We start from the raw sequence: 13,284 nt of genomic DNA on the forward strand, positions 1-13,284 counted from the left end.
CACCGCTTTACAAAGGGTGGTCTGGGTCACAGAATAAACGAATTCCATTCGCTTTAGGAGTGACATGACCACGCTCAGTGCGACCGCCCGCGCACCTTTGTCGTGCCGTGTGGCCGTACGGCCGCCGCCCGCGTGGGTGGGGTTGGTGTGGCGCCACTGGCGCTCTGACCTCGATGGACTCGCCAAAGAGCTCCGCGACGACCGTGCCGTCGATGGCGGTGCGACCGCGGTGCTTCTGCCCGAAAAATAGGACCGAGGAAATAGGACCAGTTTGTGACTTCATTCTCCGTGCCCGACAAGGCTGCGACGCTCTTCCACGGCGGTGCGATCTGGACACCCACGGCGACCACCGATGCGCTGCTGGTCGCCGATGGAGTGGTGCAGGCAGTGGGTGACGACGCGTTGGCGTCGGCGGCCGATCGGAAGATCGACCTGGAGGGCGGCTTCCTGATGCCGTCGTTCGGTGACGGCCATGCACATCCGCTGTTCGGCGGTTTGGAGTCCGCGGGCCCCGCGGTCCGGCCCTGCCGGTCGGTCGACGAAATTGTATCGGCGGTAAAAGAATTCGCAGACGCGAATCCCGATCAGGAGTGGATTGTCGGCGCTTCGTACGACGGTAGCCTTGCCCCCGACGGCTTGTTCGACGCGCGATGGCTCGACGCCGCCGTCCCGGACCGGCCCGTGGTGTTGCGCGCCTGGGACTACCACACCTTCTGGGTCAATTCGGTTGCGTTGCAACGCGCCGGCATCACTGCGGACTCTCCAGAACCGATACTCGGTGAGATTCCGCGCCGTGAGGACGGCTCGCCGCTGGGCACGTTGCGCGAATGGGGCGCCACCGACCTGATCACCGCGGTCATGCCGGCCCGTGACGAGGCCGTCGGGGTCGCGGCATTGGGCACGGCCGCCGACTACTACCTGGCGCGCGGCGTGACGTGGGTTCAGGACGCCTGGGTAGAGCCGGCAGAGCTGGACACCTACCTCGCAGCCGTCCGGCAGGGCGCCCTGCGGATGCGATTCAACCTGGCGTTCTACGCCGACCCGCGCCACTTCGATACTCAGGTAACGCAATACGCCGCGGCCAGGGACCGGGTCCAGGCGGCGGGCTCACCGCTGCTGACCGCGCAGACCGTGAAGTTCTTCGCCGACGGCGTGGTGGAGAACGAGACCGGTGCGCTGCTGGAACCGTACTGCTCGGGACTGCACTCCCACGGCATGCAGTTGTGGGAGGGCAACGCGCTGGCGGAGGCGGCCAAGAGGGTCGATGACCTGGGTCTGCAGATCCACATCCACGCCATCGGCGATGCCGCGGTCCGACAGGCGCTGGATGCCATCGAATACGTTGCGCGGCACAATGGTCCGCGGGACCGGCGGCCGGTGATCGCCCATGCTCAGCTGGTGGACGACGCCGACCTGGGCCGCTTCGCCGAGCTGGGCGTCATCCCCAACATGCAGCCGCTGTGGGCGCAGATGGATGCCCTGATGACGGTGCTCACGATTCCCCGGCTGGGATCGCAGCGGGCAGATCGGCAGTACCGGATGCGCACACTGGAGAGTTCGGGTGCGGCGCTGGCGTTCGGATCGGACTGGCCGGTGTCCTCGGGTGCGCCGCTGGACGGTGTTGCCGTCGCGGTCTCGCGGTGCACGTCCGAGGGGGAACCGGCGGGCGGTTGGACCCCGGAAGAGGTCCTTCCGATCGAGCACGCGCTGTCGTCGTACACCACTGCCGTGGCGTATCAGGCTTTCGCGGAAGAGAATTGGGGCCGCATCGTTCCCGGCTCGAGTGCTGATCTGGTGTGGCTGGACCGCGATCCGAGGTACCTCCCACCATCCGAGCTTCCGGCGCTGAAGGTGCGCGCCACGTATCTGCAGGGCACGCAGGTCTATTCGGCCGAGTAATGAGAGGAACTGGCATGTCCGATGTGGCTGAAGCGACCGAGGGGCGGCTGCGCCGTGCTCTGGGGCTGCCGTCGTTGGTGCTGTTCGGTCTGGTGTACATGGTGCCGCTCACGGTGTTCACCACCTACGGCATCGTCACCCAGACCACCGGCGGCAGGTTGTCGGTCGCCTATCTGGTGACGCTGGCGGCCATGGTGTTCACCGCCCGGTCGTACGCGATGATGGCGGTCGCCTACCCGGTCGCTGGATCGGCATACACCTACTCGCAGAAGTCATTCGGCGCCCCGGTCGGTTTTCTCGCCGGGTGGTCGCTTCTGCTGGATTACCTGTTCCTGCCGATGATCAACTACCTGGTGATCGGGATCTATCTGCACGCCGCACTGCCCGCGATCCCGTCCTGGGTGTTCGTCGTGCTGTCCATCGCGGTCGTGACGGTGCTGAATGTCGTCGGCATCGTGTCGGTGGCCCGGGCGAACTTCGTCATCATCGCGGTGCAGGCGATCTTCATCGTGACGTTCCTGGTGCTGGCCACCTCCAAGGTGTTGAGCCTGGGCGCGCTCGATCTGATGGCACCGATCCACGGTGACGGGAGCACGACCGGATTCAGCCCGGTGCTGGCCGGCGCGGCGATCCTGTGCCTGTCGTTCCTGGGCTTCGACGCGGTTTCGACGCTGTCAGAGGAGGCAAAGGAACCCAGACGATCTGTGCCGCAGGCGATCATGATCGCAACGCTGGTGTCGGGCGTGATCTTCGTCGTGCTGTCTTATCTCGGGCAGCTGGTGTTCCCCTCCAACCAGTTCGCCGATGTCGAGTCCGGATCCCTGGACTTGATGCTGACCGCGGGCGGGCAGTTCCTGCAGACCTTCTTCACCGCGGCCTATGTCGCCGGTGCGCTCGGATCCGCCATCACGTCGCAGGCCTCGGTGGCCCGAATCCTGTATGCGATGGGACGCGACGGCATCCTGCCGCGCCCGGTCTTCGGTTTCGTCTCGCCGCGGTTCGCCACCCCGGTGTACGCGATCCTGGCGGTGTCGGTCGTATCGCTACTGGCGACCGTCATCTCCCTGGCCACGCTGGCCTCGCTGATCAGTTTTGGTGCGCTGGTGGCATTCTCGGTGGTCAACCTGTCGGTCATCAAGCATTACTTCGTCGACCGGCAGGAACGCGATGGCCTCCAGGTGATCAGCAAGCTCGTCCTGCCACTGATCGGTTTCCTGCTGACCGTGTGGCTGTGGACGAGTTTGTCCGGGATGACGCTGATCGTCGGGTTGTGCTGGTTGGCAGTGGGATTCGTGTGGCTGGCCGGGGTTACCCGTGGTTTCCGGCGGCCGACGCCGGTGCTGGACATGAAGGAGTAGCTGTTCGGTTTGGTTCGCCGAGTGGCCACTTGTGGCACGCCATGCCGCAAAAGGCGTGTCACAAGTGGCCAGTCGTTGAGCTACTGGGGTCAGGCCACGCTGATGGTGACGTCGATGTTGCCGCGGGTCGCCTTCGAGTAGGGGCAGACCTGGTGCGCGTCATCGGCGATGGCCTGGGCGACCTCTCGATCGACGCCCGGGATGGTGACGTTGAGCCGGGCCCGCAGTGAGAACGCCCCGTCGGTGTTGAGCAGGTCTACCTCCGCGTCCACCGCGGTCTCGGCGGGCAGCTTCACGTTGTGCTTGCCCGCGGTCAAGCCCATGGCGCTCAGGAAGCACGCCGACCAGCCGGCCGCGAACAACTGCTCGGGGTTGGTGCCGGTGCCGGTGCCGCCCGGCGGGGTGAGCTGGATGTCGAGGTTGCCGTCGGAGCTGTAGGACTCGCCCTGCCGCCCGCCGGTGGTGTGGGTCTGTGCGGTGTAGAGGACGTTGTCGGTCTCAGTGGTCACTGCGGTTCTCCTTCGTGTGGATGGGCCGATGCAATCGGATGCGTTAGAGATGAACGCCGGATGCTCCACATTCCATCCCATCCGATTGAATCGGATCCGATATAATTTTGGGCATGGCACCCGAGACTCCGCAGCTCTCCGATTTCCTGTGCTTTGCCGTCTACTCGGCCAACCTCGCGTACGGCAAGGCCTACAAGCCGATCCTGGATGCCAGGGGCATCACCTACACGCAGTACATCGCGATCGTCGCGCTCTCGGAGCAGGACCACCAGACCGTGGGCAGCCTGGGCGAGAAGCTGTTCCTGGAGTCCAACACGTTGACGCCCATCCTGAAGAAGCTCGAGGCGCTGGGATACGTGACACGGCAACGTGATCCCAGCGACGAGCGTCAGGTGATCGTCAGCCTCACCGATGCCGGTCGCGAACTCCGCGCGCAGGCTTTCGAGATGGATCTCGTGGCGGCGACCGGTCTGTCATTGGACGAACTCAAGACCATGCAGCGTGCCGTGTCCACGCTCCGGGACAACCTCCGTAAGTACCTTCAGGACAGCGTCTGACAGCTGTGCTCCTCGGGCACGACCAACACCGGAGTCGTGGAATGCGCGACGACGGCGGCGGCCACGCTGGGGCCGAGAGGCCGACTGTGGCGTTCCTGCACGCGTTTGCCACGGTTTTCGTGCATACGTGCCACGCTCGCGGCCGGTGATGGCTGACCAACCGCTGCCGCTACGGCTTGAGCTGCACCTTCAGATCTTCACCCGAGCGGGAGAACGCCTTGGCATAGCCCTCGGCGGCGTCGTCCAGCGACATCGTGGTGGTGAAGATCCCGTCGACGTTGAGCCGGCCTGCCTGCAGCAGCGGGATCAGCTCCGGCCAGGTCTGCTGCACCGGTGCGGTGGTCAGCCGGATGGTCAGGCTGCGCAGGAGGCAGCCCAGCGCGGGCATCGGGTACGGCTGCAGATCGTGCACGCCGACGATGGACACCGTGCCGCCGGCACGGACCGCGTCGATGGCGTCGTTGATCGAGGCGTCCATGCCCACCGCGTCGATGACGGAGTCCACGCCGAGCCCACCGGTGGCCTCCCGGATCGCCTGCGCCGAGGGCGGGGCGAACGTGATCGCACCCGAAGCCGCCGCACGGTCGCGCCTGGCCTCCACCGGGTCGACGGCGAAGACCTTTGCCGCACCGAGGGTGATGGCGCTGCGCAGGGCGCACATGCCGACCGCGCCCAGACCGATCACCGCGACCGATCCACCCATGGGGATGTCGGCGCGTTTGGCCGCCGCCCAGCCGGTGGCCAGGTTGTCGGTCAGCAACAGGGCCTGTTCGGTGGTGATGCCCTCCGGCATCTTCAGTAGCTGGAAGTTCGCGGCCGGCACTGCGAGAAGTTCGGCCTGGGCGCCGCCGAGGAACCCGGTGCCGAAGATCTGCGGGCCCTGCACGCAGCGGATCGGGTCGTGGGTCGCGCAGCCGCTGCAGTGCCCGCATCCGGCCACCGAGGACACCAGCACCCGGTCACCCACCGCGAATCCGGTGACGTCCGGCCCGATTTCGACGATCGTGCCGACCGCCTCATGTCCGACGGACACCGGGTCGGCGATGGGGTAATGGCCTTCCAGGAAGTGCAGGTCCGATCCGCAGATCGAGGCGGACTCGACCTTGACGATGGCCCCGTCGGGACCGGGCAGGACCGGGTCCGGCCGGGTCTCGACGTGGATCTTCCCGGCGCTGTCGACGACGACCGCACGCATACTCATGCCTCCTGCACTGTGAAGTCTGACCAGATGGGTTCGTTGACGGCAGAGCGGTATTCGCTCAGCCGCCACGGGCTGACGGTGTGGATCTCCCCGTCGGCATTCTTGAAGTACGAGTGTTTGACCGAGGGCTGCGCCCACACGGTTTGGCGGATCGCCTCCTGGGAGCGGCGGTGCCATTCCTTCGTCGGTTCGGGCAGCGGTTCCATGGTCTGCAGGCCCTCGGTGATGAGGTGCTCCAGGCACTTGTTGATGTACCGCATCTGCAGTTCGGAGTTGAGGATCAGGCTGCCACCGTGCGCGAGGTGTGTACCCGGGCCGTAGGTCATGAAGAAGTTGGGGAAGCCGGGCACCGTGATGCCGCGGTAGGCGTACGGACGCTGACCCCACACGTCGTGCAGGTCGACCCCGTCGCGGCCGGTGATGGCCATCGGGAACAGCACGTCGGTGGCACGAAAACCGGTGGCGTACACGATGATATCGACGTCGTGGGTCTGGCCGTCGGCCATGACGATCCCGGTCGGGGTGATGCGTTCGATCGGGGTGCGGATCAGGTCCACGTTGTCGCGTTTGAGGGTGCCTAACCAGCTGCCGTTGTCCTGCAGCGTGCGCTTGCCGGTGGCCGGGTAGTCGGGCAGCGCCTTGGCCAGCAGTTCGGGGTCGTCGCCGACCTGGGTGGTGATCCAGTCGGTGAACATGATGCGGGCGATGGCGTTGATCTCGCTGACCGCGTTGCCCTGGTCGTCGTAGTCCGGGTCCACCCGTGCGGCGTCCAGGCCCTTGTCGGCCCCGGGCCACAGCAGCAGGAAGCGGTACCACCGGCCGTAATACGGCAGGTGCTCCATTGCCCAGCGCACCCCGTCCGCGACGGGCTCGTGGTACATCGGGTTGGGGAACATCCACTGCGCGGTGCGCTGGAAGACCGTGAGGTGCTCGACCTTGTCGGCGATGGCCGGGGCGATCTGGAAGCCGCTGGCGCCGGCCCCGATCAGGGCGACCCGCTTGCCGGTGACGTCGACGTCGTGGTCCCACGCCGCGGAGTGAAAGGCCGGTCCCGCAAAGGTTTCCGCGCCGGGGAAGTCGGGGATCTGGGGCCGGTTGAGCTGGCCGACGGCGGTGATGACGGCGTTGGCCCGCAGCGTCTCGGTGCCGGCCGCCGAGCGCACCGTGACGTTCCACATCTTGCCGTCCCACACGGCCGAGACCACCTCGGTGTTCCACCGGATGTGGGGCTCCAGGTGGTGGCGGTCCACCACGTCGCGGAAGTACTGGCGCAGTTCGGGCTGCTCGGCGAAGAAGTGATCCCAGTGGTTGCTGGGTTCGAAGCTGTAACAGTAGAAGTGGTTGGCCACGTCGACGCGGGCGCCGGGATAGCTGTTCTCCCACCAGGTTCCGCCCGGGCCGGCGTTCTTCTCCACGATCGTGAAGTCGATGTCGGCCTGCTTGAGGCGGACCCCGGCCAGCACGCCGGACTCTCCGCAGCCGATCACGACGACGCGGAAACCGTCGGTGTTCTCCAGCGTGGCCGGCCGACGCGGATCGACACCCTCGAGGTCGAGTTCCTCCAGCATCAGCGGCAGGTTGTCGTCGTCGACCGGCTCGCAGGCGGCCCAGTCCAGCATCTCCCTGACCAGCTCGGCGGACAGCGGGGCGGGGACCGGGCAGCCGCGGTCGCGGTAGTCGGCGACCACCGGCAATGCGATCTCACGGACCCGCGCCTTGTCCTCCTCGCTCATGAAGCCCTGGACCTCGTTGAGGAACAGTCCGGCCTGTTTGAACTCGCGGATGTAGCGCGGGTCGCCGGTGATGTGCACGAGCGAGAGCAGCAGCGTCGGGATGCTGACCTGCTCTAACGCCACCGCGATGTCGGCATCGGGCGTGGTGAACGGCTGGCCGACGTGGAAACTCCGGGTCACGCGCCGTTACGCTACGCGCCGTAGCGTTATGTGACAAGGGGTGGTTCTCGGTGGTTTGTTAGGTCCTCAATTTCCGTGTCGGAATTCTCAACTTGACGCCTCAGGGGCGAGCGGCGGGCTCGGGCGAGCCGCTCGCATCGGTCCCGGTGCTGTGCCGGTCGATATCTGGGTCGATCCGCCGGTTCGCGCGGCGGACCGCCCAATAAACCACCACAGATACCGCGCCGAGCAGTGGATATCCCATGGCGATCCGGGCAATCGCCAGCCAGCCGGTGAAACCACCGTCGTAAAGCCATTGCTGCACAACGAATCGCGCGGAGAACAACGTCACGAATGCCAGCGTGGCGACGTCGAACGCGCGCAGCGCGACGGTATCGGAACGCCATGACGGATCGGGCCCGGCGCTACGCAGCAGGTTCCACATCACTCCGACCAAGGGGCGCCGCACCAACAGGGATACGGAGAACACGGCCGCCATCACCAGGCTGAGCCAGATTCCGGGCAGGAAGTAGTCTTCGGCGGACCCGGTGTAGTAGGCGATCAGCGCGGCTACCACGACCCCGAGCAGCCCCGATACCGCCGGCTGGATGGGCTGCTTACGCAACAGGCGGAGCACGATCAGACCGGCGCTCGCGCCGACGGATATCACGACCGCCGCGTCCAGGCCTGCGATCGCGTTCACGATGACGTAGGCAAACGTGGGCAGGCTGGCGTACACCAGCCCGGACACCCCGCCCATGCGTTCGAGCAACGTCGGTGAATGTCCTTCCACCAGTTCGTCAGTCACGCTCGCCTTCCATCACCGAGGTGCGCGCCCAGGAAGCGGTCGACGGTCTTGAACATGTCGATCACATTGCCCGGATTGACGAATCCGTGCCCTTCGTCGTCTTTGACCATGTACTCCACGTCGGCACCTCGCGCCCGAAGAGCCTCGACGAGGTTGTCCGATTCGGCCTGCACTACGCGCACGTCGTTGGCGCCCTGGATGACGAGCAGTGGGGTGCGGATCTGATCGACCTTCGTGATCGGGGAGCGGGCCAGCATGTCGGCCTCCTGCTCGGGATCGTCCGGATTGCCGACGAACAGGTGCCAATTGTTGGCCAGGTGCGGTCGCGCGATCACGGGCAGGGTCCGCATGAAGTTGGACAGATCGGAGATGCCGACGTAGTCGATGGCCGCGGCGAAGACGTGCGGGGTGAACGTGACGCCGACCAGGGTGGCGTAGCCGCCGTAGGAGCCGCCGAAAATAGCTACCCGTTCGGGGTCGGCGTAGCCCTGATCTACAGCCCAGTCCACCCCGTCGATCAGGTCGTCGTGCATCTTGCCGGCGAACTCGCCGACGGCGGCCTTGGTGAAGGACTTGCCGTAGCCCGCCGAGCCGCGAAAGTTGACCTGCAGCACCGCGTATCCGCGGTTGGCGAGCAATTGGACGGCCGGGATGAACATCCAGCTGTCGCGTACCCACGGTCCGCCGTGCACCAGCAGCACCGTCGGTAGGTTCTTCGGCTCCACGCCGACGGGCAGTGTGAGGTACCCGTGCAGCGTCAGCCCGTCACGGGAGCGGATGGTCACCGGCTTCATCGGTGCCATGTCCTCGGCCCTGAGATGCGGATGCGATCCGAACAGCAGCCGACTTTCGCCGGTGCCGTGGTCGTAGAAGTAGGTGAGGCCCGGTTCGCGGTCGTGGGTGAAGTTGACCACCCAGCGCTGGCCGCTGAGATCGGAGCTGACCGCGTTCAGGTCACCGTCGGACAGCTTCTCGAGGTTCTCCAGGACGGCGGCGAACTGGGGGTCGAGCGCCTGAATCACCTGCCGCTCACCGAGATACCGGACGCCGATCAGATCGCGGCTGTGCCGGTCGAGGATCAAGGGCTGTGGCATCTCCCGGTAGACGCAGGCCCGAGGGTCGACGTCGTAGGCGGGATGGCTGTCCACATGTGTCTGCTCGCCGGTGATCACGTCCACCCGCACGATCCGGGTGCGGTCGGTGCCGTCGTTGGAGCCGATCCAGATCCCGGTGCCGTCGGCAGTGACGGTGATGGGGAACAGGCCCATGGTGTAGTCCGCACCGTCGAACGTGACGATGGACCGCAATGTCCGCGTGCTCGTCTCCCATTGCAGCAGTTCGACGTCACCTTCGGAAGTCAGTGCGGTGGCGAATAATTTGCCGCTGTGGCTGGTGGGCCAGCCGGACACCGTGCCCGGGTTCTCGGCTACGAGGGTGAGTTCACCGGTGGCGATGTCCATCTCGTAGACGTCCACCAGTGTGGGCGTGCGCTTGTTGGAGTACACCATCGCCTTGCCGGGGTCGGCGAGGAGTTCGAATACTGACATCGCCCCGGGGAATGGGGTGAGGTCGACGGCGGGCTCGCTGGGGTTCTGCGGGTCGGCCCGGAAGATGTGCCAGTTTTCGTCGCCGCCGGTGTCCTGGAGGTAGAGCAGCCAGCGCGAGTCCTCGGTCCACTCGAAATTCAGGATGCTGCGAGTCTCGTCGGCGCTCACCCGCACCGCGTCGGTGCCGAACTCCGCGTGGGAGTCCACGGCGGCGATCCAGACATTGAGGCGGTCTTTCCACGGCGCCAGGTACGCGACACGGGTGCCGTCCGGTGAGATCGCGGCCTGCGCTCGGGCAGGCGGCTTGAAAAAGTCGTCGACAGATATGAGCTCAGGTGATGGCATGACTGCATCGCACACCCGGACGTAACGGCATAGTCAAGCTGACGACATCACGAAGAATGGGGCTATGGCCTGGAGTACACGTGAAATCGCCGACCTCGCGGGCACCAGCCTGCGGGCGGTGCGGCACTACCACGACGTCGGTCTGCTTCCCGAGCCCGAGCGCCGGGCCAACGGCTACAAGCAGTACGGTGTTGCGCATCTCGTCCGGCTGGTGCGCATAAAACGGCTCACCGATCTCGGGTTCTCACTTCCTCAGATCGCCGCGATGGGCGATTCCGACGATCACCCCGAGCAGGCCCTACGCAACCTCGACGCCGAACTCGCCGCCACCATGGAGCGGCTGCAGCGTGCCCGTGACGAAGTCGGCCGGCTGCTGGAACAGTCGGCGCCGACCGATCTTCCGGCCGATTTCGTTCCTGCTGCCGCGGTCGCCGAGATGACCGACGCCGACCGCTCAATGGTCGTCGTGCTGAGCCGGGTTCTGGGCCCACAGGGTTTGCGGGTCCATGCGGACCTGATCAAAGACACAACCAACGATCCCGTGGCCTCCGAATTCGACGACCTCCCCGCCGACGCCGATGACACGACGCGCCTGGATCTCGCCGCACGCCTCGCCCCCTACATCTGGGCGATAACGCAGGCTCACCCTGGACTGCTCGACTCCCGGTCTGACGCCCCGCGCGGAGCACGGTTCGCCGACCGGGCGATCGATGCCGCAATGGCGGAGCTATACAACCCGGCGCAACTGGACGTCCTACAACGGGCCGCAGATATCCTCCGTACCAGCCGAATACAGTTGGAGGAGAGCTGAAGTCGGCTCGCGCAAGACACCTTCCTTGGCTCTGACCGGCGTTATTCCTTGGACAGGCCGCCTAATTCGTGGATAGTTTTTGGCGGTGTCAGACGAGAGTGCTGAGTTGAATGCTCTGGTTGCCGAGATCGAGGTGATTTGGGGCTCCCGTAGTGTGGGCGCCGAGCCGATGCCTTCTGCGGTGATCGCCCGCGCCGGTAGAGACTGGCGCATTCAAGTCTCTCCCACCCTTCCGCCAGGCGCTGAACAAGCAGTGCGGGCAGCGGCGGCGGATCTGGGCGACGGCCCCTTCTCATCGCTGTTGGACAGATTGCATTCTGCGTTGGTGCCCGTGGGCGGCCCGCACAGCTGGGAAGTCAGCGTGTGCTACGACTGTTCCCGGCCGGTTGGCATCGCGGCGCCGGCCGGGGTCCGTTTGATCAGCACCCGTGGCACCGATGCGTACCGGTTGCGGATTGCGGCGGACTGGGGCGCGAAGGCTGACTGGGAACGGTTGCTGGATAACGGGTTTCCTTGGGCAGCGGCAACCGATGGCGATCAGGTGTTGGCTGTCTGTGAGACGGCACGATGGTCTATGAAAGGTGCTGAGGCGGGCGTGTGGACGATGCCCGGCATGCGGGGGCGTGGTCTGGCAGCGTCAGTGGTTGCCGCATGGGCGACTCAATGCGCGCAACGAGTTCCACGCCTCTACTACAGCACTTCTATGGACAACCTGTCCTCACAGCGGGTTGCCGAACGTCTGGGACTACCACGCATCGGCGAACTCTGGAGCCTGACACCCGACCTCGGTTGACCGTGAAAGACACCGCGAGTCGGCGTCGCCGCGATCGCTGAGTGCGATCGCCGTGCGGGCGATCAGCTGCGGTCGACGTGCAGCCCTCGGCCGCGAGGGCGCATGTTGGCACCCAATAGAACGTCCGTACGTTCGTCCTCTGACATTCCGCCCCAGATACCGAAACCTTCGCGAGATGCCAGCGCAAAATCGAGACAGTCGCGTTTCACCGAGCAACTCGTGCAGATCTGCTTGGCCAGTAGATTCCGATGCCGCCGGGCATCGCCCCGTTCGCCGTCCGGATGGAAGAACGTATCGGGGTCGGCGCTCCGGCAGTTCGCAGATTCTTGCCAATGCTCAGTGATGACACGCTGCGAGCGAGCGGGCGTGTTCGTGAGGTCGATTGCTCTGTATCCGTTCACAAGAACTCCTCAGGAGCGTGCGTGCCGCCGACAGTCCGGGCCGGGAATGCCGGCGAGCACCACTGTTAGAAGTTCCCTCCGGTGGGCTCGGCGATCTGCAGGATCTGCTTGCCGAAGTTCTTGCCGTCGAACAGGCGATTGAGGGCGCCGACGGCGTCGTCGACAGTGCCCTTCTGGACGTCCTCTGCCCAGACGATGTCCCCGGCGCGGATCCATGCGGTGAGTCGATCGGCAGCTTCGTCGAACCGGTCCAGGAAGTCGGTGACGATGAACCCCGCCATGCTGGCGCTGCGCACTGTGATGGTTGACAGGTTGGTCGGGCCGTACGCGGTAGCTTCGTCGGAGTAGCCGCTGGATATGCCTCCGCACAGCACAACCCGGCCCCGCTGGGCGATGTTGCGGATCCCGGCCTCCAGGATCTTGCCGGCAACGTTGTCGTAGAACAGGTTTACTCCGCGAGGTGCCAGCTCGGCGACACGGCCGGCGACATCCTCGCTCTTGTAATCGATCGCGGCGTCGAACCTGGCCGTTTCGGTGAGCCATCGGGCCTTGTCCGGCCCGCCCGCGAGTCCGATCGTGCGGGCACCGGCCAGTCGCGCGATCTGACCGGCAACCGATCCGGTCGCACCGGCGGCGCCGGACACGAGCACGACATCTCCGGGCCGGATTTGGCCGATCTCGATCGTGCCGAAGTAGGCGGTGAGGCCGGTTGTGCCCAGCACGCCGAGCGCCGCCGTGGGGGAGATGCCCTCTGGGACCTTATGTGCTTTGGGCAGTGCGCCCGTGTTGCCGCCCACGTGCTCGAGGGTCCCGATGGTGCCGGCCGCGGGGATGCACACCGCGTAGTCCTGCCAGCCGAAGTTGCCGTGCACCAGGGTGCCAACGGGGAACCCGGCGTCGGCGCTGTCGACGACTTCGCCGACCGCATGTCCGCGCATGACGTCGCCGAGTGCGACCGGGGGAGCATAGGACGGCCCGTCGTTCATCCATCCGCGCTGGGCGGGATCGAATGCCAACCAGAGCACCTTGACGACGAGTTGGCCGGGGCTGGGCGAGGGCACCGGTGTGGTGTCGACAGTGAAATCGGATTGCTTCAGGGTCCACACCGGGCGGGTGGTCAGCAACATGCGGCGGTTCTGCAGGAAAGTCATGAAGGAGTCCTT

13 protein-coding genes are annotated in these 13,284 nt (G+C 65.8%); 6 read left to right on the forward strand and 7 right to left on the reverse strand.

Features of this window, described 5'->3' with window-relative positions:
* Positions 1-64: 64 nt before the first annotated feature.
* Genes ACZYZ7_RS07890 through ACZYZ7_RS07900 form a run of 3 tightly spaced genes read left to right on the forward strand, consistent with a single transcriptional unit; the run spans position 65 to position 3,257 of the window.
* The gene (locus tag ACZYZ7_RS07890; protein ID WP_450069647.1) at positions 65-250 is read left to right on the forward strand and encodes a hypothetical protein; all 186 of its coding nucleotides are present in this window, start codon (positions 65-67) and stop codon (positions 248-250) included.
* 23 nt (positions 251-273) lie between these two features.
* Positions 274-1,899 (forward strand): amidohydrolase, encoded by a 1,626-nt coding sequence (locus ACZYZ7_RS07895; protein ID WP_450069646.1) that lies wholly within the window; start codon positions 274-276, stop codon positions 1,897-1,899.
* Positions 1,900-1,913: 14 nt separating this feature from the next.
* Positions 1,914-3,257 (forward strand): APC family permease, encoded by a 1,344-nt coding sequence (locus ACZYZ7_RS07900; RefSeq protein WP_450069645.1) that lies wholly within the window; start codon positions 1,914-1,916, stop codon positions 3,255-3,257.
* A gap of 89 nt (positions 3,258-3,346) precedes the next feature.
* Here the strand turns inward: ACZYZ7_RS07900 and ACZYZ7_RS07905 are convergent, their stop codons facing one another.
* On the reverse strand, positions 3,347-3,766 hold the full coding sequence (locus tag ACZYZ7_RS07905) for an organic hydroperoxide resistance protein (RefSeq protein ID WP_135451656.1): 420 nt from the start codon (positions 3,764-3,766) through the stop codon (positions 3,347-3,349).
* A 113-nt stretch (positions 3,767-3,879) separates the two neighbouring features.
* Between ACZYZ7_RS07905 and ACZYZ7_RS07910 the strand changes: the two genes are divergently transcribed.
* Entirely contained in the window at positions 3,880-4,323 is a 444-nt protein-coding gene (locus ACZYZ7_RS07910; RefSeq protein WP_450069644.1) for a MarR family winged helix-turn-helix transcriptional regulator, read from the forward strand.
* Positions 4,324-4,492: 169 nt separating this feature from the next.
* On the opposite strand, the gene ACZYZ7_RS07915 is transcribed toward ACZYZ7_RS07910, so the two are convergent.
* The 4 genes from ACZYZ7_RS07915 to ACZYZ7_RS07930 form a co-directional block, all read right to left on the reverse strand.
* A complete protein-coding gene (locus tag ACZYZ7_RS07915; protein ID WP_450069758.1) occupies positions 4,493-5,518 on the reverse strand; it encodes an alcohol dehydrogenase catalytic domain-containing protein in 1,026 nt (341 codons plus the stop codon).
* Positions 5,519-5,520: 2 nt separating this feature from the next.
* Positions 5,521-7,437, reverse strand: a complete 1,917-nt coding sequence (locus ACZYZ7_RS07920) for a flavin-containing monooxygenase (protein WP_450069643.1) — start codon at positions 7,435-7,437, stop codon at positions 5,521-5,523.
* A 100-nt stretch (positions 7,438-7,537) separates the two neighbouring features.
* Positions 7,538-8,224, reverse strand: coding sequence for a DUF3159 domain-containing protein (locus tag ACZYZ7_RS07925; protein WP_450069642.1), 687 nt, complete (start codon positions 8,222-8,224; stop codon positions 7,538-7,540).
* A complete protein-coding gene (locus ACZYZ7_RS07930; protein ID WP_450069641.1) occupies positions 8,221-10,116 on the reverse strand; it encodes an alpha/beta hydrolase family protein in 1,896 nt (631 codons plus the stop codon). The genes ACZYZ7_RS07925 and ACZYZ7_RS07930 overlap by 4 nt, the downstream gene beginning before the upstream one ends.
* 64 nt (positions 10,117-10,180) lie before the next feature.
* Here ACZYZ7_RS07930 and ACZYZ7_RS07935 point away from each other — a divergent pair, with 64 nt between their 5' ends.
* Both ACZYZ7_RS07935 and ACZYZ7_RS07940 read left to right on the forward strand, forming a co-directional pair.
* Positions 10,181-10,927, forward strand: a complete 747-nt coding sequence (locus ACZYZ7_RS07935) for a helix-turn-helix domain-containing protein (RefSeq protein WP_450069640.1) — start codon at positions 10,181-10,183, stop codon at positions 10,925-10,927.
* Positions 10,928-11,012: 85 nt separating this feature from the next.
* Positions 11,013-11,720, forward strand: a complete 708-nt coding sequence (locus ACZYZ7_RS07940; RefSeq protein ID WP_450069639.1) for a GNAT family N-acetyltransferase — start codon at positions 11,013-11,015, stop codon at positions 11,718-11,720.
* 62 nt (positions 11,721-11,782) lie between these two features.
* On the opposite strand, the gene ACZYZ7_RS07945 is transcribed toward ACZYZ7_RS07940, so the two are convergent.
* Positions 11,783-12,121 carry a WhiB family transcriptional regulator gene (locus tag ACZYZ7_RS07945; RefSeq protein WP_450069638.1) on the reverse strand — a complete coding sequence of 113 codons (339 nt, stop codon included), beginning with the start codon at positions 12,119-12,121 and terminating at the stop codon, positions 11,783-11,785.
* A 65-nt stretch (positions 12,122-12,186) separates the two neighbouring features.
* Entirely contained in the window at positions 12,187-13,272 is a 1,086-nt protein-coding gene (locus ACZYZ7_RS07950) for an NADP-dependent oxidoreductase (RefSeq protein ID WP_450069637.1), read from the reverse strand.
* Between the last annotated feature and the right edge of the window lie 12 nt (positions 13,273-13,284).

The organism is Mycobacterium sp. IDUB_17, assembly GCF_055419465.1.